25 protein-coding genes are annotated in these 23,163 nt (G+C 71.9%); 17 read left to right on the forward strand and 8 right to left on the reverse strand.

The genetic code is table 11. The features are described 5' to 3' along the window. Positions 1–67: 67 nt before the first annotated feature. From AB0C99_RS33735 to AB0C99_RS33745, 3 genes are all read right to left on the reverse strand, one after another. A complete protein-coding gene (locus tag AB0C99_RS33735; protein ID WP_362483359.1) occupies positions 68–1,027 on the reverse strand; it encodes a COX15/CtaA family protein in 960 nt (319 codons plus the stop codon). Positions 1,028–1,156: 129 nt separating this feature from the next. After that, positions 1,157–1,921, reverse strand: coding sequence for an ABC transporter permease (locus AB0C99_RS33740; RefSeq protein ID WP_362483361.1), 765 nt, complete (start codon positions 1,919–1,921; stop codon positions 1,157–1,159). Next, the gene (locus tag AB0C99_RS33745) at positions 1,918–2,853 is read right to left on the reverse strand and encodes an ABC transporter ATP-binding protein (protein ID WP_362483362.1); all 936 of its coding nucleotides are present in this window, start codon (positions 2,851–2,853) and stop codon (positions 1,918–1,920) included. Before AB0C99_RS33745 ends, AB0C99_RS33740 begins: the two co-directional genes overlap by 4 nt. 110 nt (positions 2,854–2,963) lie before the next feature. Between AB0C99_RS33745 and AB0C99_RS33750 the strand changes: the two genes are divergently transcribed. The 9 genes from AB0C99_RS33750 (at position 2,964) to AB0C99_RS33790 (ending at position 10,410) form a co-directional block, all read left to right on the forward strand. Then, positions 2,964–3,740, forward strand: a complete 777-nt coding sequence (locus AB0C99_RS33750; RefSeq protein ID WP_362483364.1) for a formate/nitrite transporter family protein — start codon at positions 2,964–2,966, stop codon at positions 3,738–3,740. A 103-nt stretch (positions 3,741–3,843) separates the two neighbouring features. Beyond that, positions 3,844–4,584 carry a metalloregulator ArsR/SmtB family transcription factor gene (locus AB0C99_RS33755; RefSeq protein WP_362483366.1) on the forward strand — a complete coding sequence of 247 codons (741 nt, stop codon included), beginning with the start codon at positions 3,844–3,846 and terminating at the stop codon, positions 4,582–4,584. Next, entirely contained in the window at positions 4,581–5,996 is a 1,416-nt protein-coding gene (gene sufB, locus AB0C99_RS33760; protein ID WP_362483368.1) for a Fe-S cluster assembly protein SufB, read from the forward strand. The genes AB0C99_RS33755 and sufB overlap by 4 nt, the downstream gene beginning before the upstream one ends. Positions 5,997–6,064: 68 nt before the next feature. Beyond that, the gene (sufD, locus tag AB0C99_RS33765; protein WP_362483370.1) at positions 6,065–7,246 is read left to right on the forward strand and encodes a Fe-S cluster assembly protein SufD; all 1,182 of its coding nucleotides are present in this window, start codon (positions 6,065–6,067) and stop codon (positions 7,244–7,246) included. After that, positions 7,246–7,563 carry a bifunctional 3-phenylpropionate/cinnamic acid dioxygenase ferredoxin subunit gene (locus AB0C99_RS33770; RefSeq protein WP_362483372.1) on the forward strand — a complete coding sequence of 106 codons (318 nt, stop codon included), beginning with the start codon at positions 7,246–7,248 and terminating at the stop codon, positions 7,561–7,563. The genes sufD and AB0C99_RS33770 overlap by 1 nt, the downstream gene beginning before the upstream one ends. Before the next feature lie 7 nt (positions 7,564–7,570). Continuing rightward, complete coding sequence (sufC, locus tag AB0C99_RS33775; RefSeq protein WP_351664868.1) at positions 7,571–8,335, forward strand: Fe-S cluster assembly ATPase SufC; 765 nt, start codon at positions 7,571–7,573, stop codon at positions 8,333–8,335. Beyond that, the gene (locus tag AB0C99_RS33780) at positions 8,332–9,600 is read left to right on the forward strand and encodes a cysteine desulfurase (RefSeq protein WP_362483374.1); all 1,269 of its coding nucleotides are present in this window, start codon (positions 8,332–8,334) and stop codon (positions 9,598–9,600) included. The genes sufC and AB0C99_RS33780 overlap by 4 nt, the downstream gene beginning before the upstream one ends. 10 nt (positions 9,601–9,610) lie before the next feature. Continuing rightward, positions 9,611–10,075, forward strand: coding sequence for a Fe-S cluster assembly sulfur transfer protein SufU (gene sufU / locus AB0C99_RS33785; protein ID WP_362483375.1), 465 nt, complete (start codon positions 9,611–9,613; stop codon positions 10,073–10,075). Beyond that, positions 10,072–10,410, forward strand: a complete 339-nt coding sequence (locus AB0C99_RS33790; RefSeq protein WP_362483377.1) for a metal-sulfur cluster assembly factor — start codon at positions 10,072–10,074, stop codon at positions 10,408–10,410. The genes sufU and AB0C99_RS33790 overlap by 4 nt, the downstream gene beginning before the upstream one ends. Before the next feature lie 76 nt (positions 10,411–10,486). Here AB0C99_RS33790 and AB0C99_RS33795 read toward each other — a convergent pair whose 3' ends face one another. After that, positions 10,487–11,590, reverse strand: a complete 1,104-nt coding sequence (locus AB0C99_RS33795) for an oxidoreductase (RefSeq protein ID WP_362483379.1) — start codon at positions 11,588–11,590, stop codon at positions 10,487–10,489. 40 nt (positions 11,591–11,630) lie between these two features. On the opposite strand from AB0C99_RS33795, the gene AB0C99_RS33800 reads away from it, so the two are divergent. The 5 genes from AB0C99_RS33800 (at position 11,631) to AB0C99_RS33820 (ending at position 14,783) form a co-directional block, all read left to right on the forward strand. After that, complete coding sequence (locus AB0C99_RS33800; RefSeq protein ID WP_362483381.1) at positions 11,631–11,951, forward strand: multidrug efflux SMR transporter; 321 nt, start codon at positions 11,631–11,633, stop codon at positions 11,949–11,951. Next, positions 11,951–12,499, forward strand: coding sequence for a TetR family transcriptional regulator (locus AB0C99_RS33805; protein ID WP_362483383.1), 549 nt, complete (start codon positions 11,951–11,953; stop codon positions 12,497–12,499). Before AB0C99_RS33800 ends, AB0C99_RS33805 begins: the two co-directional genes overlap by 1 nt. Positions 12,500–12,606: 107 nt before the next feature. Further along, a complete protein-coding gene (gene dapD, locus AB0C99_RS33810; RefSeq protein ID WP_362483385.1) occupies positions 12,607–13,590 on the forward strand; it encodes a 2,3,4,5-tetrahydropyridine-2,6-dicarboxylate N-succinyltransferase in 984 nt (327 codons plus the stop codon). 78 nt (positions 13,591–13,668) lie between these two features. Then, positions 13,669–13,917: a hypothetical protein gene (locus tag AB0C99_RS33815; RefSeq protein WP_362483386.1), complete on the forward strand. Its 249-nt coding sequence runs from the start codon at positions 13,669–13,671 to the stop codon at positions 13,915–13,917. 125 nt (positions 13,918–14,042) lie between these two features. Continuing rightward, a complete protein-coding gene (locus tag AB0C99_RS33820; RefSeq protein WP_362483387.1) occupies positions 14,043–14,783 on the forward strand; it encodes an SDR family NAD(P)-dependent oxidoreductase in 741 nt (246 codons plus the stop codon). 12 nt (positions 14,784–14,795) lie between these two features. Here the strand turns inward: AB0C99_RS33820 and AB0C99_RS33825 are convergent, their stop codons facing one another. The 3 genes from AB0C99_RS33825 to AB0C99_RS33835 form a co-directional block, all read right to left on the reverse strand. Next, the gene (locus AB0C99_RS33825) at positions 14,796–15,767 is read right to left on the reverse strand and encodes a hypothetical protein (RefSeq protein ID WP_362483388.1); all 972 of its coding nucleotides are present in this window, start codon (positions 15,765–15,767) and stop codon (positions 14,796–14,798) included. A gap of 117 nt (positions 15,768–15,884) precedes the next feature. Next, the gene (locus AB0C99_RS33830) at positions 15,885–16,328 is read right to left on the reverse strand and encodes a GNAT family N-acetyltransferase (protein ID WP_362483390.1); all 444 of its coding nucleotides are present in this window, start codon (positions 16,326–16,328) and stop codon (positions 15,885–15,887) included. A 33-nt stretch (positions 16,329–16,361) separates the two neighbouring features. Next, positions 16,362–18,206 carry an endonuclease/exonuclease/phosphatase family protein gene (locus AB0C99_RS33835; RefSeq protein WP_362483391.1) on the reverse strand — a complete coding sequence of 615 codons (1,845 nt, stop codon included), beginning with the start codon at positions 18,204–18,206 and terminating at the stop codon, positions 16,362–16,364. 218 nt (positions 18,207–18,424) lie between these two features. Between AB0C99_RS33835 and AB0C99_RS33840 the strand changes: the two genes are divergently transcribed. Further along, positions 18,425–19,927, forward strand: a complete 1,503-nt coding sequence (locus AB0C99_RS33840) for a hypothetical protein (RefSeq protein WP_362483393.1) — start codon at positions 18,425–18,427, stop codon at positions 19,925–19,927. Between the two features lie 30 nt (positions 19,928–19,957). Here the strand turns inward: AB0C99_RS33840 and AB0C99_RS33845 are convergent, their stop codons facing one another. Continuing rightward, entirely contained in the window at positions 19,958–20,725 is a 768-nt protein-coding gene (locus AB0C99_RS33845; RefSeq protein WP_362483395.1) for an SDR family oxidoreductase, read from the reverse strand. An 88-nt stretch (positions 20,726–20,813) separates the two neighbouring features. Here AB0C99_RS33845 and AB0C99_RS33850 point away from each other — a divergent pair, with 88 nt between their 5' ends. Beyond that, positions 20,814–22,265: an alkaline phosphatase PhoX gene (locus AB0C99_RS33850; protein WP_362483397.1), complete on the forward strand. Its 1,452-nt coding sequence runs from the start codon at positions 20,814–20,816 to the stop codon at positions 22,263–22,265. A gap of 49 nt (positions 22,266–22,314) precedes the next feature. Then, complete coding sequence (locus AB0C99_RS33855) at positions 22,315–22,983, forward strand: GntR family transcriptional regulator (protein ID WP_362483399.1); 669 nt, start codon at positions 22,315–22,317, stop codon at positions 22,981–22,983. The last annotated feature ends 180 nt before the right edge of the window (positions 22,984–23,163 follow it).

The following is a 23,163-nucleotide window of genomic DNA, read 5'->3' on the forward strand; positions in this document are numbered from 1 at the left end:
GTGGGGTGGTGCGGGGCGCGGGTGTGGGTGTGGGGCGCGGGAGTGCGGTCCGGCGCGGTGCGCGCGGTCAGGCGGTCGCGAGCTCCGGGTCCGGCTGGGCCGGGATGGACGCCGTGGCCGTCGGCCGCTCGCGCAGGCTCAGGGCCAGCCGCAGCACCGCGACCCACATCAGCGAGGAGCCGAGCATGTGGGCGCCGACCAGGATCTCGGGGACGCCGGTGAAGTACTGGACGTAGCCGATGGCCCCCTGAGCGAGCAGCACGATCAGCAGGTCCCGGGCGCGGGCCCGGGTGTCGTCGGGGGCGTCCACCACGCGCAGCACCAGCCACATGGCGACCGCGAGGGCGCAGACCACCCAGGCGGCGATCGCGTGGATGTGCGCCGCGTCCGTCCAGTCCCACGGCATCCGGGGCACGTCGCTGGAGTCGCCCGCGTGCTTGCCGGCGCCCGTCACGGTGGTGCCGAGCGCGATGAGCAGGACGGTGACCAGGACGATCGCCCAGGACAGCTTGCGCACGGGGCGCGGGACGCGGGGCTTGGGGGTGCCGTCGCCCTCGCCGGTGCGGTGCCAGGTGATCACGGCCACGGTGAGGAGCGCGTTGGCGGCGAGGAAGTGCCCGGCGACGGTCCAGGGGTTCAGGCCCATCCACACCGTGATGCCGCCGAGGACGGCGTTGCTCATCACGATCCAGAACTGTGCCCAGCCGAGCCGGCTCAGGCTGCGCCGGCGCGGCTTGACCGAGCGGGCGGCGACGATCGCCCAGCCGACGGCCGCCGACAGGACGTACGTCAGCATCCGGTTGCCGAACTCGATGGCGCCGTGGATGCCCTGCTCGGAGGTGACGATCAGGCTGTCGTCCGTGCACTTGGGCCAGGTGTCGCAGCCGAGACCGGAGCCGGTCAGCCGGACCGCGCCGCCGGTGACGATGATGACGACGCTCATCACGACGGCGGAGAGCGCGGCGCGCCGGAGCGTCCGGGGGGACGGGGTCCAGCGCTGGGCGATGAAGGCGAGGGGGGTCTGCACGGGCCCTATCGTAGGCGCGGGCTTGTGCGCGTTTTCACGAGGGGTGTGTTCCGGGCGTTTGTGCCGCGAAACGTCACCGCGCGGTCACCCTCCGGACCCGGCAGGACCCGGCGCCCCCCGGGGCGGGCCCTACTCCCAGCGGAAGAACCGGGCCGCCGCGCCCAGGCCCAGCACCGCCCACACCGCGAGGATCGCCGCGTCGCCCCAGGGCAGCGAGGCGCCGTGCTGGAGCACGTCCCGCAGCCCGTCCGAGAGCGCCGAGATCGGCAGGTAGGCCAGCACGTCGCCGGCGGCGCCGAACTTCTCCAGCGGCACCATCACCCCGCCGCCCACCAGAAGCAGCAGGAAGACCAGGTTGGCGGCGGCCAGCGTCGCCTCCGCCTTGAGGGTGCCGGCCATCAGCAGGCCGAGCCCGGAGAAGGCGGCGGTGCCGAGGACGAGCAGCACCAGGACGGAGAACGGGTCGCCCTGCGGCGACCAGCCGAGCCCGAGCGCGATCGCGGTCAGGAGCAGCACCTGGAGCACCTCGGTGACCAGCACCGACAGCGTCTTGGCGGTCATCAGCGCCCAGCGCGGCAGCGGCGAGGCGGCCAGTCGCTTGAGCACCCCGTACCGGCGCTCGAAGCCGGTCGCGATGGCCTGCCCGGTGAAGGCGGTGGACATCACGGCGAGCGCGAGGACGCCGGGGGCGAGGAAGTCGACGGCCTTGTCCGTGCCGGTGTCGACGATGTCCACCGTCGAGAACAGCACGAGCAGCAGCGAGGGGATGATCACCGTGAGGAGCAGCTGCTCGCCGTTGCGCAGCAGCATCCGGGTCTCCAGCGCGGTCTGCGCGGCGATCATGCGGCCGACGGGCGCGGCCCCCGGCTTCGGCGCGTACGTACCCGTGCTCATCCGCGCAGCTCCTTGCCGGTCAGTTCGAGGAAGACGTCTTCGAGGGTGTGCCGCTCGACGGAGATCCGCTCGGGCATCACGCCGTGCTGCGCGCACCAGCTGGTGACGGTGGCGAGCAGCTGGGGGTCGACCGTGCCGGTGAGCCGGTACGCGCCGGGGGTGGGCTCCGCGGCGGCGGTGCCGTCCGGCAGCGCCTTGAGCAGCGAGCCGAGGTCGAGCCCGGGGCGGCCGGTGAAGCGCAGGGTGTTCTCGGCGCCGCCGCGGCACAGCTCCTCGGGGCTGCCCTGGGCGACGACCCGGCCCGCGTCGATGATGGCGACGTCGTCGGCGAGCTCCTCGGCCTCGTCCATGAAGTGGGTGGTGAGCACGACGGTGACGCCGTCGGCGCGCAGCTCGCGGACCAGCTCCCAGGTGGCGCGGCGGGCCTGCGGGTCGAGGCCGGCGGTCGGCTCGTCGAGGAAGACCAGCTCGGGGCGGCCGACCACGGCCATGGCGAGCGACAGGCGCTGCTGCTGGCCGCCGGAGAGGCGCCGGTAGCCGGTCCGGCCGCAGGAGCCGAGGCCGAGGCGCTCGACGAGGGCGTCGACGTCCAGCGGGTGGGCGTGCAGCTTCGCCATGTGGCGGAGCATCTCGTCGGCGCGGGCGCCGGAGTAGACGCCGCCGGACTGGAGCATCACGCCGACCCGGGGGCGCAGCGCGGCGGCGTCGGCGACCGGGTCGAGGCCGAGGACCCGCACGGTGCCGCCGTCCGGACGGCGGTACCCCTCGCAGGTCTCGACGGTGGTGGTCTTGCCGGCGCCGTTGGGCCCGAGGACGGCGGTGACGGTGCCGGTCCGGACGTCGAGGTCGAGGCCGTCGACGGCGGTCTTGGTGCCGTACCGCTTGACCAGGCCCCGGACCCGGACGGCGGGCGCGTCGGACTCGTTTCGCATGCCGGAAGTCTAGAGAGGGGGCGAAGGTCCCTCCGGCGCGGGGCCCGGGTCCCTTGAGTCGGGACCTTTACGCGCGCTTCACCGGCCGGGGCGGGGCTAGCGTCGACAGGGTGATCAGTGTGGCGGAGAACCTGCGGGAGACGGTCGGTCAGGCCGAGCACAAGGCGCACGAGCTGGCGCGCCCCGGCCGGTACACCTTCTCGGCCGTGCTGGCCGGCGCGTACATCGGGATCGGCGAGGTGCTGCTGCTGGTCGCGATCTCGCCGTTCGTGGCCGGGCACTCGCCGGCGGTGAAGCTGCTGGAGGGCGCGGTCTTCCCGATCGCGCTGACGATCGTGATGTTCGCCGGGGCGCAGCTGTTCACGAGCAACGTGATGGTGATGCTGCTGGGCGCGCTCTCGGGCCGTACGGGCTGGCGTGATCTGGCCGCCGGCTGGGGCCTGTCGCTGGGCGGCAACTTCCTGGGCGCCTTCCTCTTCGGGGCGATGGTGCACGCCTCCGGGGTGGTGTCGACACCTTCGGCGAAGGCGATGCTGGCGGAGATGGTGGCGGGCAAGGAGGCGCTCGGGGGCGGGCAGCTCTTCTGGCGGGCGGTGCTCTGCAACATGCTCGTGTGCCTGGCGATCTGGATGTTCTACCGGGCCAAGGGGGACGGGGCGAAGCTGGTCGTGCTGTGGCTGCCGGTGCTGGTGTTCGTGGCGGTGGGCTTCGAGCACTGTGTCGCGAACATGGCGCTGTTCTCGCTCGCGATCCTCGACGGGACGGCCGGTTTCGGCGATCTGCTGCGCAACCTGCTCTTCACGGTGCCGGGCAACATCGTGGGCGGAGGGCTGCTGGTGGGCGGCTCGTACTGGTTCACCGGACGGCCGGAAACATCCCACGAATGATCATTTCCGCAGGTCAGGTAAGCCTTACCTGAGTGATGTACGACATCGTCACCGCCGACGGGGCGGCTTGTCACTCCCCGATTAATTACGCAACAATGGCGTTGTGAAAAACGTTGGCGCGGCTCCGGTGGAGGAACTCGCGACCCGGGAGCGTTCCACGCGCAACCGGGTCGCGCGGTCGATCCTGGATCACGGACCCTCGACCGTGGCCGACCTGGCCGAGCGGCTCGGCCTCACCCAGGCCGCCGTCCGCCGCCACCTCGACTCGCTGGTCGCCGACTCCGTCGTCGAGGCCCGCGAGAAGCGCGTCTACGGCACCCGCACCCGGGGCCGTCCCGCGAAGGTCTTCGCGCTGACCGACTGCGGTCGCGACGCCTTCGACCAGTCGTACGACTCCCTGGCCGTCGAGGCGCTCCGCTGGATCGAGCGCAACGCCGGGGGAGAGGCGGCCGTCGCCGCCTTCGCCCGCGACCGCGTCGAGGCCCAGGCCGAGTCGTACCGCGAGGCCGTCGAGTCGGCCGACCCGCGGGACCGCACCGAGGCCCTCGCCAAGGCGCTCACCGCCGACGGGTACGCTGCCACTGCGCGTCACGCGCCGGTCGGCGAGCAGCTCTGCCAGCACCACTGCCCGGTCGCCCACGTCGCCGAGCAGTACCCCCAGCTGTGCGAGGCGGAGACGGAGATCTTCTCCCGCCTCCTCGGGACCCACGTCCAGCGCCTGGCCACCATCGCCCACGGTGACGGCGTCTGCACGACCTTCATCCCGCACAGCGGCCCCCACCAGGGCCCACAGACCAGTTCATCACCTGCATCCGCAAGCACGGCCGGGAGGAACCCCGCATGACCACCGAGATCAGCCACCCCGAGCTCGAGGGCCTGGGTCGGTACGAGTACGGCTGGGCCGACTCGGACGCGGCCGGCGCCACCGCCAAGCGCGGTCTCAACGAGGACGTCGTCCGCGACATCTCCTCCAAGAAGAACGAGCCCGAGTGGATGCTGAAGCTGCGCCTCAAGGGTCTGCGGCTCTTCGGCAAGAAGCCCATGCCGACCTGGGGCTCCGACCTCTCCGGCATCGACTTCGACAACATCAAGTACTTCGTGCGGTCCACCGAGAAGCAGGCCGAGTCCTGGGAGGACCTGCCGGAGGACATCAAGAACACGTACGACAAGCTCGGCATCCCGGAGGCGGAGAAGCAGCGCCTCGTCGCCGGTGTCGCCGCGCAGTACGAGTCCGAGGTCGTCTACCACCAGATCCGCGAGGACCTGGAGGAGCAGGGCGTCATCTTCGTCGACACCGACACGGCCCTGAAGGAGCACGAGGAGCTCTTCAAGGAGTACTTCGGCACCGTCATCCCGGTCGGCGACAACAAGTTCGCCTCGCTGAACACGGCCGTGTGGTCCGGCGGCTCCTTCATCTACGTGCCGAAGGGCGTGCACGTCGAGATCCCGCTCCAGGCGTACTTCCGTATCAACACGGAGAACATGGGCCAGTTCGAGCGGACGCTGATCATCGTCGACGAGGACGCCTACGTCCACTACGTCGAGGGCTGCACCGCCCCGATCTACTCCTCGGACTCGCTGCACTCCGCGGTCGTCGAGATCATCGTGAAGAAGGGCGGCCGCTGCCGCTACACGACCATCCAGAACTGGTCGAACAACGTCTACAACCTGGTGACCAAGCGCGCCGTCGCCTACGAGGGCGCGACCATGGAGTGGGTCGACGGCAACATCGGCTCCAAGGTCACCATGAAGTACCCGGCCGTCTACCTGATGGGCGAGCACGCCAAGGGCGAGACCCTCTCCATCGCCTTCGCGGGCGAGGGCCAGCACCAGGACGCCGGCGCCAAGATGGTCCACATGGCGCCGAACACCTCCTCGAACATCGTCTCCAAGTCGGTGGCGCGAGGCGGCGGCCGCACCTCCTACCGCGGTCTCATCGAGATCGGCGAGGGCGCCCCGGGCTCCAAGTCGAACGTCCTGTGCGACGCGCTGCTCGTCGACACCATCTCCCGCTCCGACACGTACCCCTACGTGGACGTGCGCGAGGACGACGTCTCCATGGGCCACGAGGCCACCGTCTCCAAGGTCTCCGAGGACCAGCTCTTCTACCTGATGAGCCGCGGTCTGACCGAGTTCGAGGCGATGGCCATGATCGTCCGCGGCTTCGTCGAGCCCATCGCGAAGGAGCTGCCGATGGAGTACGCGCTGGAGCTCAACCGGCTGATCGAGCTGCAGATGGAGGGTTCGGTCGGCTAAGGCCCACCGCACCGCCCCGCAGCGACCGATTTTCTTTACGTACGCAGGAAGAGAGCAAGACGACAGCCATGGCTGAGGGTCAGAACATCCCCGCGGGCTCCACCACCGCGGGCTCCATCGCGGTGGCCGCCGAGTCCACCGTCGCCACGCGCATGAGCGCCCCGCCGTCCTTCGACGTGGCGGACTTCCCCGTCCCGCACGGCCGCGAGGAGGAGTGGCGCTTCACTCCCCTGGAGCGCCTGCGCGGCCTGCACGACGGCACCGCCGTCGTCTCCGGCGAGGGCGTCACCGTCGAGGTCGAGGCCCCCGAAGGGGTCACCGTGGAGACCGTGGGCCGCGACGACGCGCGCCTCGGCAAGGCCGGCAAGCCGGTCGACCGGGTCGCCGCCCAGGCGTACACCTCCTTCGAGAAGGCGTCGGTCGTCACCGTCGCCAAGGAGGCCGTCCTCACCGAGCCGATCCGCATCGCGGTGCACGGCCGGGGCGGGGTCGCCTTCGGCCACCAGGTCATCGAGCTCGGCGCCTTCGCCGAGGCCGTCGTGGTCATCGACCACACCGGTGACGCGGTGCTCGCCGCCAACGTGGACTACGTCCTCGGCGACGGCGCCAAGCTCACCGTGGTCTCCGTCCAGGACTGGGACGAGAAGGCCGTCCACGTCGCCCAGCACAACGCGCTGATCGGCCGCGACGCCTCCTTCAAGTCCGTCGTCGTCACCTTCGGCGGCGACCTGGTCCGCATCCACCCCCGGGTCACCTACACGGCCCCCGGCGGCGAGGCCGAGCTCTTCGGCCTGTACTTCACGGACGCCGGGCAGCACCAGGAGCACCGCCTCCTGGTCACGCACAACGTCCCGCACTGCAAGTCCAACGTGGCCTACAAGGGCGCGCTCCAGGGCGAGGCCGCCCACGCGGTCTGGATCGGCGACGTCCTCATCGAGGCCGCGGCCGAGGGCACCGACACGTACGAGCTCAACCGGAACCTGGTCCTCACGGACGGCGCCCGGGTCGACTCGGTGCCGAACCTGGAGATCGAGACCGGCGAGATCGCCGGCGCCGGCCACGCCTCCGCCACCGGCCGCTTCGACGACGAGCAGCTCTTCTACCTGATGTCCCGGGGCATCCCGGAGGCCGAGGCCCGCCGCCTCGTCGTCCGCGGCTTCTTCGCCGAGCTGGTCCAGCAGATCGGCCTCCCGGACGTCCAGGAGCGCCTGCTCGCCAAGATCGAGACGGAGCTGGAGGCGTCCGTCTGATGGCCTTCGTCCGCGCCTGTGCGCTGAGCGAGCTGGAGGAGGACACCCCGAAGCGGGTGGAACTCGACGGCACGCCGGTCTCCGTCGTCCGCACCGAGGGCGAGGTGTACGCGATCCACGACATCTGCTCGCACGCGAACGTCTCCCTCTCCGAGGGCGAGGTGGAGGACTGCCAGATCGAGTGCTGGCTGCACGGCTCCGCGTTCGACCTCCGCACCGGCAAGCCGTCCGGCCTTCCCGCGACGCGCCCCGTCCCCGTATACCCCGTACAGATCGAAGGGGACGATGTGCTCGTCTCCGTCACCCAGGAGTCCTGAGTCACCCATGGCAACGCTTGAAATCCACGACCTGCACGTCTCCGTCGAGGCCGAGAACGGTCCGCGCGAGATCCTCAAGGGTGTCGACCTGACCATCAAGCAGGGCGAGACCCACGCCGTCATGGGCCCGAACGGCTCCGGCAAGTCGACCCTGGCGTACTCGCTGGCCGGCCACCCGAAGTACACGATCACCGGCGGCACCGTCACCCTCGACGGCGAGGACGTCCTGGAGATGTCGGTCGACGAGCGCGCCCGCGCCGGCGTCTTCCTGGCCATGCAGTACCCGGTCGAGGTCCCCGGCGTCTCGGTCTCCAACTTCCTGCGCACCTCCGCCACCGCCGTCCGCGGCGAGGCCCCCAAGCTGCGCACCTGGGTGAAGGAGGTCAAGTCCGCGATGGAGCAGCTCTCCATGGACCCGGCCTTCGCCGAGCGCAACGTCAACGAGGGCTTCTCCGGCGGCGAGAAGAAGCGCCACGAGATCCTCCAGCTCGAACTGCTCAAGCCGAAGATCGCGATCCTCGACGAGACCGACTCCGGCCTCGACGTCGACGCCCTGCGCATCGTCTCCGAGGGCGTCAACCGCGTCCGCGAGACCGGCGAGGTCGGCACCCTGCTGATCACGCACTACACGCGGATCCTCCGCTACATCAAGCCCGACTTCGTGCACGTCTTCGCGAACGGCCGCATCGTCGAGTCCGGTGGCGCCGAGCTCGCCGACCAGCTGGAGAACGAGGGCTACGACAAGTACGTGAAGGGTGGCGCATCCGCGTGACTTCCGCCCATCAGGGGCTGACCGGCCTCCTCGACACCGAGGCGATCCGCAAGGACTTCCCGCTCCTGGATCGTCTGGTCCACGACGACAAGAAGATCGTCTACCTGGACTCCGCGGCCACCTCGCAGAAGCCGCGCCAGGTCCTCGACGCTCTGAACGCGTACTACGAGCGGCACAACGCCAACGTCCACCGCGGCGTCTACACGGTCGCCGAGGAGGCCACCGCGCTGTACGAGGGCGCCCGCGACAAGGTCGCCGCCTTCATCAACGCGCCGAGCCGCGACGAGGTGATCTTCACCAAGAACGCCTCCGAGTCGCTCAACCTCGTGGCCAACATGCTGGGCTGGGCCGACGAGCCCTACCGCGTGGACCACGAGACCGAGATCGTCATCACGGAGATGGAGCACCACTCCAACATCGTCCCGTGGCAGCTGCTCGCGCAGCGCACCGGCGCGAAGCTGAAGTGGTTCGGCCTCACCGACGACGGCCGGCTCGACCTGTCGAACATAGAGGAGCTGATCACGGAGAAGACCAAGGTGGTCTCCTTCACCCTGGTCTCCAACCTCCTCGGCACGGTCAACCCGGTCGAGACGATCATCCGCCGGGCCCAGCAGGTCGGTGCGCTCGTCTGCATCGACGCCTCCCAGGCCGCCCCGCACATGGTGCTCGATGTGCAGGCGCTGCAGGCCGACTTCGTGGCCTTCACCGGCCACAAGATGTGCGGCCCGACCGGCATCGGCGTGCTCTGGGGCCGCCAGGAGCTGCTGGAGGACCTGCCGCCGTTCCTCGGTGGCGGCGAGATGATCGAGACCGTCTCGATGCACTCCTCCACCTACGCTCCGGCCCCGCACAAGTTCGAGGCGGGTACGCCCCCGATCGCCCAGGCCGTCGGCCTCGGCGCGGCCGTGGACTACCTGTCGGCGATCGGCATGGAGAACATCGCGCGCCACGAGCACGCGATCACCGAATACGCCGTCCGCCGCCTCCAGGAGGTCCCGGACCTGCGGATCATCGGCCCCACCACGGCCGAGGACCGCGGCGCGGCGATCTCCTTCACGCTCGGCGACATCCACCCGCACGACGTGGGCCAGGTCCTCGACGAGCAGGGCATCGCCGTCCGCGTCGGCCACCACTGCGCGCGCCCGGTCTGCCTGCGCTACGGAATTCCGGCGACCACGCGAGCGTCGTTCTATCTGTACTCCACCCCCGGCGAGGTCGACGCCCTCGTCGCGGGTCTGGAGCACGTACGGAACTTCTTCGGCTAGGGGACGCCTCGTGAAGCTGGATTCGATGTACCAGGACGTCATCCTGGACCACTACAAGCACCCGCACGGGCGCGGTCTGCGGGACGGCGACGCCGAGGTGCACCACGTCAACCCGACCTGTGGTGACGAGATCACGCTCCGTGTGAAGTACGACGGCTCGCGGATCGAGGACGTGTCGTACGAGGGCCAGGGCTGCTCCATCAGCCAGGCGTCGGCGTCCGTCCTCAACGATCTGCTCGTCGGCAAGGAGCTGGCCGAGGCGCAGCGGATCCAGGGCACGTTCCTGGAGCTGATGCAGTCCAAGGGCCAGATCGAGCCGGACGACGCGATGGAGGAGATCCTGGAGGACGCGGTCGCGTTCGCCGGGGTCTCGAAGTATCCCGCCCGGGTGAAGTGCGCGCTGCTCAGCTGGATGGCGTGGAAGGACGCGACGGCCCAGGCACTGGGCTCCGACGCTGAGAGGAAGTCGGCATGACCGAGAACGCCGAGGCCACGATGAAGCCGGCCTCCGAGGAAGAAGTCCGCGAGGCGCTGTACGACGTCGTCGACCCCGAACTGGGCATCGACGTCGTCAACCTGGGCCTCATCTACGGCATCCACATCGACGAGTCGAACGTCGCGACGCTGGACATGACGCTGACGTCGGCGGCCTGCCCGCTGACCGACGTGATCGAGGACCAGGCGAAGTCCGCGACCGACGGCATCGTCAACGAGCTCAAGATCAACTGGGTCTGGATGCCCCCGTGGGGCCCCGACAAGATCACCGACGACGGCCGCGAGCAGCTCCGCGCGCTCGGGTTCAACGTCTGATCGACATCGCCACGGCGGTACGCGACGAGGGCCGCATCCCTTCGAGGGTGCGGCCCTCACGCGTGTCCCGGACCGGTCAGGCCACGCCCGCGGCCCGCGCCAGGGTCGGGGCCAGGTTCTCCTTGCGGATGCGCTGGTCCACGTAGAGCAGGGTGGAGACCAGGGGCTGGAAGGGGGCCAGGACGGCCTGGCAGGCGATGCTGCCGACCAGGAGGACGGCCAGCATCACGGACATCGAGGTGAGGACCTCGGTGGGGGCCGCCTCGGCGTCGAAGGGCATGGTCGCCATCGGGAACCAGGCCAGCAGCGAGAACACCTGCTGGATCGCCCAGCTGGCCACGGCCACCATCGCCCCCGCCGCGATCATGCAGCCGAAGATCCGCCACCAGGAGCCGCGGACCAGGGCGGCCGAGCGGCGCAGGGAGGCCATGGCGGCCGCGCCCTCGATCACGGCGACCGAGGGGGCCAGGGCGAACTTCACCCAGAGCCACAGGCCGACCGGGATCGTCGCCATCCCGACGAGGACCAGCAGCAGGAAGGCGACGACGAAGCCCGAGTCGGGGGCGACGTGCTCGCCGTCGGACGCGTCGAGGCGCGCGACCATGCCGAACAGCATGACGCCGCCGCCGACCAGGAAGAACAGCGCCGGTACGAACATGGCCAGCATCGACAGGAGGACCGAGCTCAGCACCGCGCCCAGCCGCGACCAGGCGCGGCGCCAGACGGCGCCGAAGCCGACGGGGCGGCCCAGGACCGCCTCCTGCGCGACGACCGGGACGGCGGCGTAGACCAGGGCGTTGGCCAGCACGAGGGCGACCGCGCCGGTCAGCCAGGCGCAGCCGAAGGCGACGAACAGGCCCTGGATGTCGGCGACGTCGGGTTCCTGGCCGTGCGGCAGGTTCGAGAGGCGGTCGACGTTGTCCGACACGGCGGACCAGCCGATCAGGAGGGCGCCGACGACGAGCGCGGTGGCGCCCGCGTAGGCGATGCCGGCGACCCCCAGCAGCGGCTTCCAGTAGCGCCCGAAGGCGCTGAACGCGCCCGTCAGGATCTGGCCGAAGGTCATCGGCGCCAGGGGTATGACGCCGGGCTTCGGCGGTGGGGGAGGGGGCGGATATCCGTAGCCGTATCCGTGCCCGTACCCGTGCTCGTATCCGGGCTGCCCCGAGGGATGTGTCATGGCCACACGGTAGCGTCCGCCCATGTGTACGCTCGTACACATGGGATACGGACTGCTCGCGGGCGCCATCGTGGCCGAGATCGTCGCCACCACGTCCATGAAGTACAGCGACGGCTTCTCCAGGCTGGTGCCCTCGCTCGTCACCGGCGCCGGGTACCTGATCGCCTTCGCCCTGCTCGCCCAGGCGCTCAAGACCCTCCAGGTCGGCACCGCCTACGCCATCTGGTCCGGCGTCGGCACCGCCGCCGTCGCCGCCATCGGCGCGCTCTTCCTCGGCGAGTCCATGAACCTCGCCAAGATCGCCGGCATCGTCCTGATCATCGCCGGGGTCGCCGTCCTCAACATGGGCGGCGCCCACTGATGGCCCGGCCCAGGCGCCACGACCCCGACCGGCGCGAGCGCATCGTCGACGCCGCCCTGCGCGTCGTCGGCCGCGCCGGCATCGCCGGGCTCAGCCACCGCACCGTCGCCGCCGAGGCCGACGTGCCGCTCGGCTCCACCACGTACCACTTCGGCTCCCTCGACGAACTCCTCGTCGCCGCCCTGCGCCGCGCCAACGACAACCTCGGGCGCGCCCTGCGCGAGGACCCCGGCGTCGCCGACCCCGGCAGCGACCTCGCCGCCGCCCTCGCCCGGCTCGTCGGCGTCTGGATCGGCGGCGACCGGACCGGCGTCGAGCTGGAGTACGAGCTCTACCTCGCCGCCCTGCGCCGCCCCGCCCTGCGGCCCGTCGCCGACGAATGGGCCGAGGACGTCACCGCCTGCCTCGCCCCGCGCACCGACCCGGCCACCGCCCGCGCCGTCATCGCGCTCCTGGACGGCATCTGCCTCCAGGTCCTGCTCACCGGCGGCCGGTACGACGAGGAGTACACCCGCGAGATGCTCGGCCGGGTGCTGGGGCGGGCCTGAACGAAGCGCCCAAGCGGCCGGGGCCCGGCTCGTCCGAACCGCCAGGAGCGGGACCGACACCTGAGACCGGTTGGCCCGCGCGGGGGCCCGCCGGTTAGGTTTTCCGCATGACCACTGCTCCTCGCTCCACCGGCGCCGTCGCCGCCGGCCTCGCCACCATCGCCGGCGACGGCACCGTTCTCGACACCTGGTTCCCCGCCCCCGAGCTGACCGCCGACCCCGGCCCCGCGGGCACCGAGCGGCTCGGCCCCGACGAGGCCGTCGACGCCCTCGGCGACGGCGCCGCCAAGGCCCTCGGCGTGGACGCCCGCCGCGGTGTCGAGGTGGTCGCCGTCCGCACCGTCATCGCCTCGCTCTTCGACAAGCCGCTCGACGCGCACGACGCCTACCTGCGCCTCCACCTGCTCAGCCACCGGCTGGTCAAGCCGCACGGCCAGAGCCTGGACGGCGTCTTCGGCCTGCTCGCCAACGTCGCCTGGACCTCGCTCGGCCCGGTCGCCGTCGACGACATCGAGAAGGTCCGCCTCAACGCGCGCGCCGAGGGCCTGCACCTCCAGGTCACCTCGATCGACAAGTTCCCCCGCATGACCGACTACGTCGTGCCCGCCGGCGTCCGCATCGCCGACGCCGACCGGGTCCGCCTCGGCGCCCACCTCGCCGCCGGCACCACCGTCATGCACGAGGGCTTCGTCAACTTCAACGCCGGCACCCTCGGCACCTCCATGGTCGAGGGCCGCATCTCCGCCGGTGTCGTCGTCGGCGACGGCTCCGACATCGGCGGCGGCGCCTCCACCATGGGCACTCTCTCCGGCGGCGGCAAGCAGATCATCTCGATCGGCGAGCGCACCCTGGTCGGCGCCGAGGCGGGCATCGGCATCGCGCTCGGCGACGAGTGCGTCGTCGAGGCCGGCCTGTACGTCACCGCGGGCACCCGCGTCACCATGCCCGACGGCCAGATCGTCAAGGCCCTGGAGCTGTCCGGCGCCGACAACATCCTGTTCCGCCGCAACTCGGTCACCGGCGCCGTCGAGGCCCGCCCGTACAAGGCGAACTGGGGCGGCCTCAACGAGATCCTCCACAGCCACAACTGACCCGTGGGTCCCCGCGTTAACAGAGCGCGGGGGCCGTACGACAGTCATACAGGCGAGGGGAAGGTCGACATGATGACCATGGCGAGGATCAGCGCGATCAGCGGGATCGGCGAGACGCTCAGGGCCCGGTCGGTGCTCACCGGCGCGTTCGCCGTCGCGGCGGTGGTGCTCCCGGCGGGCGCCGCCGAGGCCGACGAGACGCACAGCCACTCGCACAACGGCCCGAAGGTCGCCCTCATCTCCACCGGGCAGATCGACGACCCGCTGGAGGACGTCCTGGAGCACGCCGCCATCCTCGGCAGCACCCGCACGACCGACTCCGCCTGACCCCGGCGCCGCCTGACCCCGGCACCACCGCACGGCCCGCCGCCCCTCCCGGGACGGCGGGCCGTCGCGCGTCTCTGGCATGATCCCCCTGCGCGACAGGAGGCCACGAGACAAGGACCCGCACCATGACCGAACAGCAGCCCGTCGCCCTCGTCACCGGCTCCTCCTCCGGGATCGGGGCCGCCGTCGCCCGCAGGCTCGCCGCCGCGGGCTACCGGGTCGCCGTCAACTCCGCCCGCTCCGTCGAGGCGGGCGAGAAGCTCGCCGCCGAACTCCCCGGCGCCCACTACCTCCGGGCCGACGTCTCCGACCAGGCCCAGGCCACCCGGCTCGTCGCGGACACGGTGGCGCACTTCGGCCGCCTGGACCTGCTCGTCAACAGCGCCGGGACCACCCGGTTCATCCCCCACGACGACTTCGAGGCCGCCTCGCCCGACGTCTGGCGCCACCTCTACGACGTCAACGTCATCGGCGTCTGGCAGACCGTCACCGCCGCCGTGCCCCACCTGCGCGCGGCGCGCGGCGCCATCGTGAACATCTCCTCGCAGGCGGGTGTCCGGCCCGGCGGCAGCTCCATCCCGTACGCGGTGACCAAGGCGGCCGTCAACCACATGACCCTGCTGCTCGCCAAGACCCTCGGCCCCGAAGTCCGCGTCAACGCCGTCGCGCCCGGCCTCATCGACACCCCCTGGTTCGACGGCGTCGAGGGCGCCGACGCGGCCAAGGAGCACGTCGCCTCCGTGGTGCCGCTGCGCCGGGTGGGCCGCCCCGAGGACATCGCCGAGGCCGTCCACGACCTGGCCAGGGCCTCGTACATCACGGGCGAGGTCCTCCTCGTGGACGGCGGCGGGCACCTGCTCGGCTAGCCGGCCGGGCCGTCAGCCTTCCGAGCGGCGCCGGCGAGCGCGGGCGAGCAGGCTCAGGGTGGTGCCGAGGGTGACCGCCGTCGCGCCCGCGGCGAGGGGCCAGGAAGCGGTGTAGCCGCCGGTCCGGGCCAGCTCGCCGCCCGCCTCGCTCTCCGCCCCGGCCGCCCCGGCCGTCCCGGCGGATCCGGCGGTCGCGCCCTGAGTGTCCCCGTCGCCCCCGCTCGCCGCGCCGGAGCCGGGGTCCGGGGACGGGGAACCCGTCGGGTCGGGAGTCGGCGTCGGATCGGGCGTGGGCGTGGGGGTGGGTGTGGGATCCGGGGTAGGCGTCGGATCGGGTGTCGGTTCCGGGTCCGGTGTCGGTTCCGGGTCCGGGGTCGGTTCCGGGTCCGGGGTCGGCTCAGGGTCCGGGCCGGGGTCCGGGCGTACGATCTCGGAATCCACCCAGTCGTCCGTCCCGGGGCTGTGGTGATCCGACACCGCCCCGTGGAACTTGAACTTCTGCGTCGCGATGTCCTCGGTGAACTTCATGCGCAGCGGGAAGCTGCTCTTCCCGGGCGGGAGGGGATAGTGCACCAGCGCCGGCGCCGAGGCCACGAGGTGGGGACTCTGCTCCCACGGCACCGTTCCCGGCGTCCGCCACACCCCGTCGACCATGATCTGGACGTGCACCTGGCTCGGCAGCATGCCGGGATCGTTGTCGTCGAAGTACCACTCCAGGTCACTCACGAGATCCGTCACCACCTCGCTCCCGGTGTTGTCCAGGGTGAGCGCGAACTCCTGCCAGTCGCCGCCCGCCACGAAGCGTTCCGGAATGCCGGTCACTACGGGAAAGACCAGGGCGGGGGCCGTCTTCCGTTCGCCCGGCACGTCGGAGGACGACACGGCCGGCGGGCCCGCCTCGCTCGCCAGCGCGGGGGTGGCCGCCCCACTCAGGGGGGCCAGGACCGAGACGGCCGCGAGGAGGGCAATGCGCGTGGATTTCAAGGGATTCGTCGTTTCGCCGGGGGCATGGGCACCATCCCACCCTGAGCCGCACCGGCCTCCCTAGGTAGATCATCCCGGTTGATCGACCCATAAAGGCGGTTTATCGCCCGACAAGCGTTAGAGGGACAGCTTGAAGCCGTCGTGGCTGCGGGCGAAGCCCAGCGAGGCGTAGAAGCGGTGGGCCTCCGTGCGCTCCTTGTTGCTCGTCAGCTGGACCAGCGCGCAGCCCCGGGCGCGGGCCCGGGCCACCGCGCGTTCCATCAGCTCCCGGCCCAGCCCGCCGCCGCGCCGGTCGGCCCGGATCCGGACCGCCTCGATCAGGGCCCGCTCGGCGCCGCCCTTGCCGAGCCCGGGGATGTACGTGGCCTGGAGGCAGCCGACGATCAGCGGACCGTCCGCCAGGACGAGGACCTCGTTGCGCGGGTCGGCCTCGATGTCCGCGAACGCCCGCTCGTACGCGGGGGTCACGGGCACCGAGGCCGGGTCCACCACCCGCTCCTCGTCGGCGAGCAGCGCGAGGACGGCGGGCAGGTCGGCACGGGTGGCGGGGCGCAGGATCATGGCCCGCAGCTTCGCACACCCGTGCCTGGGGTGTTACGGGCGGAAGCGCAGGACCTGCGGGTCGTGGTCGCTGTTCTGGTCCGCGAACTCGGCGTTGATGTGCACGCTGTCGTACGCGAAGTGGCGCACGCCGGGGCTGGTCAGGATCTGGTCCAGGACCTGGCTGTTGCCCTGGTAGACGTACGAGTAGCGCTCGCTGCGCGGCAGCGACGTGATCGCCGGGTACAGCGCGCCGCCGTCGGTCAGCGCCTTCGTGGTGCCGGAGAACTCGAAGTCGTTGATGTCGCCGAGGACCAGCACGTCGGCCTGCTTGTCCAGGGCGAGGACGTCCTTCACGAAGGCGTTCACGGCCTGGCCCTGGAGGAGGCGCTTGGCCTCCGAGGAGCGGGTCGGGGGCTGGTGGTGCGAGACGATGGACTCGTCGCCGCCCTTGGAGCCGAAGTGGTTGGCGACCACGATCACCGTGCGGCCGCGGAAGGTGAACTCGCCCGCGAGCGGCTTGCGGCTGTTCTCCCAGGCGGTGTTCGCCGGGTCGATCCGGCCGGGGGACAGGGTCAGGTGGGTGTCGCCCTTGGTGCCCGTGACGCCGGTCGCGGTCGTCGCGTCGCCGCCCGCGCGGTCCACGAAGGAGACCCGCTCCGGGTTGAAGAGGAAGACCTGACGGATGTTGCCGCCGGGCTCGCCGCCGTCCTTGTTGTTCTGCGGGTCGACCGAGCGCCACTCGTACGCCGGGCCGCCGGCCGCGACGATCGCGTCGGTGAACTTCTTCACCGTCTCGCCGGCCGTCACCGTGCCGTCGTTCTTGGCGCCGTTGTCGTCCTGGATCTCCTCCAGGGCGACGATGTCGGGCGAGGCCAGGTTCTCGACGACCGCCTTGGCGAGCGCGTCGAACTTCTCCTGCGGGTCGGTCGGGTCGAGGTTCTCGACGTTGTACGTGGCGACCGCCAGCTCGTTCTTGTGCTGCTTCTGGGTCACCTCGCGCTTCAGGCCGAGGCCCACGTGCTTGCCCAGGGTGTTCGCGACCAGGGTGTAGCCGCCGAACTGGTTGAAGTCCAGCGGGCCCTCGGTGGGGCCGACCAGCCAGTCGCCCACGTTCGCCTTGGGGAAGGGCTGCTGCGCGATCGGCGCGAGCTGCTGGATCTGGAGGCGGCCGGTGTTCTGGGAGTCGTACGAGCCGTAGACCGTGCCGCCGCGCAGGTTGGGGTTCTCGAACGGCTTCACCGACACCCACAGCTCGGAGTACGGGTCGGTGGCGCCGACCACCCGCGAGGAGCCGATGCGGACGTTGGTGCCCTCCAGGGACTCGTAGTAGTCCAGGGCGTACTTCTTCGGCTCCAGGGTGAGGCCGTTGATGGAGCCGCCGGCCGCCGGGTCGCCCTCCGGGGTGTACGCGGACGGCACGGACCAGGGCCAGATGGTGACGGGCGCCGGGACCTCGTTGCCCTTCGACAGGACCGTGACGACCGGCTTGGAGATCTGGGTCAGCGACTGGTTGCCCGAGGTCAGGCCGCCCGGCACGTACTCGGTCACCGAGCCGTTGACGCTGACCGCGTCGCCGACGGCGACCGTCGGCACGGAGCTCGTGAAGACGAAGATGCCCTCGCTGGTCGCGGGGTTGTCGTCGGCCTGCGGGTCCTGCATCCAGAAGCCGCGCGAGCCGTACGTGCGCACGCCGGTGACGATGCCGGTGACACCCGCGACCGGCTTGCCGGCCAGCGGCGAGACCCGGGTCGTGCCCTGGATGTCGTGGATGCGTACGGGGGCCGCGCCGGACGTCACGTCGTCGGCCGAGGCGGACGCGCCGCCCAGCAGGCCGGCGGCGAGCGCGGCGGAGACGACGGCGGCGACGGCGGCCGATCTCGGTATGGAGGAAGACATCAGGGAGCTCCGTGAGGGCTTGGAGAAACGATCGAAACGTTCTACGCGCGTCAATTTCGTTCCAGACCCTTCCACTTGTCAAGGGTCGGCGGGTGGTCGACGGGTGTACGAAGGCTGACGCGTCCGTGAACCGCCGGACCGCCCTCCGAATGCGTCTACGCTGAAAGGCGCTCACAGCGCCGCGCAGGCCCCCGCTCTCGTCGAGGAGAACACCCCAGATGGCACCCGACCGCCAGACCCTTCCACCCGTCCGCCTGCACTCGGACGCGGAGTTGGCGCGGGACGCCCTGGCCACCCCCCTCCTCGCGCGCGCCGTGCGGCTCGCCCGCTGGGCCGGACCGGAGACCCGGGTCGGGGCGGGCGGCGAGCTCGTCGACGAGCAGCTGCCCGCCGCCGCCGAGGTCCTCGGCCTGACCGGCGACCCGGACGCCGAGGCGTACGCGAGCGAGGCGTGGCGGCTCGCCGTGGACACCGGCCTCGTGGACGTCGAGGACGGCGCCGCCGAGGACGGGTCCGCCGAGGACGCGGACGGCGCCGCCGAGGACCCGGGCGCCGCCGACGGCACCGTCACCCCCGGCGAGAACCTGGCGCTGCTCACCGGCGGCTCCCCGCAGGACGTCCTGGCGATCTGGCTGGAGGGCTTCGACACCGTCTTCGCCGACGCCGCCGCGCCCTTCTTCGACGACCTCGACGACCTGGACGCGCTCGTCGGCGAGGACGGGCGGATCGACTTCGAGGCGCTGGACTGGGACCCGGAGGGCGAGGCCGAGTTCCTGGAGGGCGTGCTCGGCAACCTCTACCTGCTGACCGTCAGCGAGGGCGGCGCGGGCGAGGGCCCGGTGCCGCTGCCCGCGCTCGCCGCCTCGATGGTCGTCCCCGACGACATGGGCGAGCCCACCGACGACGTCCTGGAGCAGGTCTCCGACGCGATGATGCGGCTCGACGAGCAGTTCCGCGTGCTCGAACCGATCGGGCTGGTCGAGTACGACCCCGTCGACGAGGCCCTGATGGTCGAGGAGGGCGAGGAGCCCGCCCCGCCCGCCCCGAACCTCGACGACGAGGACGTCAGCCGCTACGGCATGGTCCGGCTCACCCCGCTCGGCCTGTACGGGGTGCGCGCCCGGATGCTGGAGGCCGGGCTGGCCGTCCCCGCGGTCGGCGAGCTCGCCGACCAGAGCGCCGACGTCCTCCTCGACGGCATCGCCGGCTACCCGCAGGACGCCGCCCGCGCCGAGACCGTCGGCTGGCTCGCCGCCCGCGAGCCCGGCACCGCCGCCCGTGACCTGCTCGCCGCGGCCCGGGGCGCCGACCCGGCCTCCCCGCTGCGCCGGCTGCACGCGCAGCAGGCCCTGTCGCTGGTCGGCGCCGAGGCCGAGCCGGCCGTCCGGGAGGTCCTGGACGACGCGCAGCTCGGCGGGCTCGCCCGGGTCTGGCTCGCCGAGCACGGCGCGGCGGACATCCCGGCCCCGCCGGAGTCGATGATCTTCTGGCTGGCCATCGACACCATCGCGGCGCACCTCGACTCCGACGGCGACCTGACCGAGCTTCAGGACCTCATCGAGGGCCTGACCAGCCGGCACGGCGGCTTCTTCGAGGCGGCCTGGCGGGTCGAGCACCCGGCGACGGCCGAGGTCCTGGAGGCCATGGGCCGCCTCCACCGCGACAAGCCCACGGCGAAGGAGGCCCGCAAGGCGGCCTTCAAGGCCCGCTCGAAGGGCTGACCGGCGGGCCGAAGGGAGCCGTCCCGCCCCTCACGTCCTCAGATACGAGGCCCCGTTGAGGTCCAGCACCGTCCCCGAGGCCCACTGGGCCTCGGGGGAGGCGAGCCAGCGGACGGCCGCCGCGACCTCCGCCGCGGTGCCGACCCGGCCGAAGGGGCTCTGCGCCAGGATCGCCCCGCCCTCCGGGCCCGCGAGCCGGGGCGCCACCCGCTCGGTCGCGAAGAAGCCCGGGGCGACCGAGGCCACCCCGATCCCGTGCGGGCCGAGGGCCACGGCCAGCGACTGGCCCAGGGCGTGCACGGCCGCCTTGGTGGCACCGTAGGCGGGATGGTCGGGCTCGCCCTTGAAGGCGCCGCGCGAGCCGATGTTGACGATCCGGCCGGGCACCCCCGTGTCGATCATCCGCCGGGCCGCCCGCTGGCTCAGATACGCGGTGCCCAGCAGGTTCACCGAGACGTGCCGCTGCCAGAGCTCCACCCACTCCTCGTACGGGGTGCTCGCGGGCGGGTGCGGCAGGTTGACGGCCGCGTTGTTCACCAGCACGTCGAGGCCGCCCAGCGCCTCCGCCGCCTCGTCCACGAGCCGCGCCGCGGCGGCCGGATCGGACACGTCGCCGCCGACCAGCGCGTGCCCGGTGCCCTCCAGGGAGTCGAGGGTCGCGCGGGCTTCCTCCGCGCGCGAGCCGTAGTGCACGGCCACCCGGTCGCCGTTGGCCGCGAAGGCGCGGGCCACCGCGCGGCCCAGGCCGCGCGAGGCACCGCTGACCAGAACGCGCCGGCCGCTCTGTGGCAGGTTCATGAAGGATCGCCTTTCTGTTCAACCGCCGTTTATACGGGGGCGCGACCGTGTGCCGCGACACCGGGTGACGACAGGGAGAAGAACCGTCATGTCTCTCAACCGCAGAGAGTTCGCCAAGAAGTCCGCCGCCACCGGCGCCGGCCTCGCGCTCACCGGCTCGGTCGGCGCGCTCGCCACGGCGCCGGAGGCGCTCGCCGCCGACGACCCGCAGGAGTTCGGCGGCCACGGCGAGGGCCACGGCCACGACCACGGGCACGGCCACGGCCACCGGCTCGGCTACGGCGAGCTGGTCGCGGACCCGGCCGGCGTGCTCGCCCTGCCCAAGGGCTTCACGTACCGCGTCCTCACCCACAGCGGCGTCACCCGCCTGGAGTCCGGCGAGTTCACGCCCTCCAACCACGACGGCACCGCCACCTTCGCGGGCCGCCGGGGCACCACGTACCTGGTCAACAACCACGAGCTCAAGGGCCCCCGCTCCGGCTGGGACCACCCGGTGCCGCTCACCGAGGGCCTGGTCTACGACCCGGCGGCGGCCGGCGGCTGCACGGTCGTCGAGGTGCACCGCGACGGCACCGTCGCCGAGTGGGTCGGCATCGCCGGCACCTCCACCAACTGCGCGGGCGGGCGCACCCCCTGGGGCACCTGGCTGACCTGCGAGGAGACCGAGGACCTGGCCGGCAAGAACGGCATGACCAAGGACCACGGCTACGTCTTCGAGGTCGACCCGCAGGACCACCGCGCCAACCGGAACCCGAAGCCGGTCAAGGCCCTCGGCCGGTACGCCCACGAGGCCGTCGTCATCGACCCCAAGCGCGGCCACGCCTACCTCACCGAGGACGCCTCCGGCCCCAACGGCCTGTTCTTCCGCTGGGTCCCGCCGAAGGGCTTCGAGCACGGCCGGGGCCGCCTCGCCACCCTCGCCGACGACGCCGGTGTCCTCCAGGCGTTCAAGTGCTTCGACTCGGCCGGCCGGTTCGTCGACGACCTCTCCCGCGCCACGAAGATCGGCACGGTCTACGGCGTGGACTGGGTCGACGTGCCCGACCGCGACGCCCGCAAGACCCCCGTCCGCAAGCAGTTCGGCGCCGGGGAGGTGACCCGCGCCCGCAAGCTGGAGGGCATGTGGTGGGCCGACGGCGGCACCTACATCGTCTCCTCGTACGCCCGTGCGGAGAGCCCCGGCGCCGCGCACGACGGCCAGGTCTGGTTCTACGACCCCAAGCGCCGCACCCTCACCCTCCAGGTGCTGCTCGGCGTCAACGCGGCCCCCGACGAGGACGGCGCCTTCGACGGCCCCGACAACATCACCGTCTCCCCGTACGGCGGCGTCGTCATCGCCGAGGACGGCGAGGGTGTCCAGCACCTCTTCGGCGCGACCGAGAGCGGCCGGACCTACCCGATCGCCCGCAACGACCTGAACGACAGCGAGTTCACCGGCGTCTGCTTCTCGCCCGACGGCGACACCCTCTTCGCCAACATCCAGGAGCCGGGCATCATGCTCGCCATCACCGGACCGTGGCGTCGGCAGCCCCGTCGCTGACGCCTGAGGACCTGGTGCCCCCATGGGCTGACACCTAACATGTCAGCCCATGGACGCTTTACGGCCGGTGGGCCGGACCCTGCTGCGCGACCGCGCGTACGAGGCGCTGCGCGAGGCCATCGTCCGCGGTGAGCTCGCGCCCGGCTCCGTGGTCAAGGACGCCGACCTCGCCGACCGCCTGGGCCTCTCGCGCGCGCCCGTGCGCGAGGCCCTGGTGCGGCTCGGCGACGAGGGCCTCGTGGAGACCAAGCCGCAGAGCTACACCCGGGTCACCCGGCTGGTCAGCCGGGTGGTGCGGGACGCCGCCTCCGTGGTGCGGGTGATGCACGAACTCGCCGCCCGCACCGCCGTGCCGCTGCTCGGCCCCGAGGGCATCCGGGCGATGCGCGAGGCCAACGCGCGCTTCGCCGAGGCCGTGCGCTCCTCGGACGTCGAGGGCGCGCTGCGCGCCGACGACGAGCTCCACGACGTGCTCGTCGGCGCGAGCGGCAACCACGCGGTGGCCGCCACCATCGACCGCTACACGCCCCTGATCCGCCGGGTCGAGCGCCGCCTCTTCGGTGACGCCGGGAGCTGCGGCTCCGCCGAGCTCCACGCGCGCCTGATCGACGCGTGCGAGGCGGGCGACACGGAGGAGGCGGTGCGGGTGACGACGGAGATATGGCGCGCCCTGGAGGAACTCGCCGACGAGGCGACGGACCCACCCGGCCGGCGCTAGCCGGCGCGGCGGCGGCTTCCGTCGTGACGACAACCGTGGTGGTGCCGGTGGTGGCGGTGGTTACCGTGGGCGTGACGAGCGGCCTCCCGACCGGCGCCCCGTGGCGTTCATATGACTATTCCGGTGTTCGCGTGAACGCGGGGGTCGAGGGGTAATGCTCGGCCGGACGACAGCCCCCCG

It is taken from the genome of Streptomyces sp. NPDC048659, from assembly GCF_040650575.1.
GTDB lineage: Bacteria > Actinomycetota > Actinomycetes > Streptomycetales > Streptomycetaceae > Streptomyces.

Coding starts and splice junctions, on each gene's coding strand:
- AB0C99_RS33830 (WP_362483390.1), bottom strand. CDS start 16,328: ATGATCCTGCGCCCCGCCACCCGTGCCGACCTGCCCGCCGTCCTCGCG.
- AB0C99_RS33845 (WP_362483395.1), bottom strand. CDS start 20,725: ATGAACCTGCCACAGAGCGGCCGGCGCGTTCTGGTCAGCGGTGCCTCG.
- sufC (WP_351664868.1), top strand. CDS start 7,571: ATGGCAACGCTTGAAATCCACGACCTGCACGTCTCCGTCGAGGCCGAG.
- dapD (WP_362483385.1), top strand. CDS start 12,607: ATGACCACTGCTCCTCGCTCCACCGGCGCCGTCGCCGCCGGCCTCGCC.
- AB0C99_RS33855 (WP_362483399.1), top strand. CDS start 22,315: ATGGACGCTTTACGGCCGGTGGGCCGGACCCTGCTGCGCGACCGCGCG.
- AB0C99_RS33835 (WP_362483391.1), bottom strand. CDS start 18,206: ATGTCTTCCTCCATACCGAGATCGGCCGCCGTCGCCGCCGTCGTCTCC.
- AB0C99_RS33850 (WP_362483397.1), top strand. CDS start 20,814: ATGTCTCTCAACCGCAGAGAGTTCGCCAAGAAGTCCGCCGCCACCGGC.
- AB0C99_RS33815 (WP_362483386.1), top strand. CDS start 13,669: ATGGCGAGGATCAGCGCGATCAGCGGGATCGGCGAGACGCTCAGGGCC.
- sufD (WP_362483370.1), top strand. CDS start 6,065: ATGGCTGAGGGTCAGAACATCCCCGCGGGCTCCACCACCGCGGGCTCC.
- AB0C99_RS33795 (WP_362483379.1), bottom strand. CDS start 11,590: ATGACACATCCCTCGGGGCAGCCCGGATACGAGCACGGGTACGGGCAC.
- sufB (WP_362483368.1), top strand. CDS start 4,581: ATGACCACCGAGATCAGCCACCCCGAGCTCGAGGGCCTGGGTCGGTAC.
- AB0C99_RS33740 (WP_362483361.1), bottom strand. CDS start 1,921: ATGAGCACGGGTACGTACGCGCCGAAGCCGGGGGCCGCGCCCGTCGGC.
- AB0C99_RS33840 (WP_362483393.1), top strand. CDS start 18,425: ATGGCACCCGACCGCCAGACCCTTCCACCCGTCCGCCTGCACTCGGAC.
- AB0C99_RS33800 (WP_362483381.1), top strand. CDS start 11,631: ATGGGATACGGACTGCTCGCGGGCGCCATCGTGGCCGAGATCGTCGCC.
- AB0C99_RS33790 (WP_362483377.1), top strand. CDS start 10,072: ATGACCGAGAACGCCGAGGCCACGATGAAGCCGGCCTCCGAGGAAGAA.
- AB0C99_RS33745 (WP_362483362.1), bottom strand. CDS start 2,853: ATGCGAAACGAGTCCGACGCGCCCGCCGTCCGGGTCCGGGGCCTGGTC.
- AB0C99_RS33770 (WP_362483372.1), top strand. CDS start 7,246: ATGGCCTTCGTCCGCGCCTGTGCGCTGAGCGAGCTGGAGGAGGACACC.
- AB0C99_RS33820 (WP_362483387.1), top strand. CDS start 14,043: ATGACCGAACAGCAGCCCGTCGCCCTCGTCACCGGCTCCTCCTCCGGG.
- AB0C99_RS33805 (WP_362483383.1), top strand. CDS start 11,951: ATGGCCCGGCCCAGGCGCCACGACCCCGACCGGCGCGAGCGCATCGTC.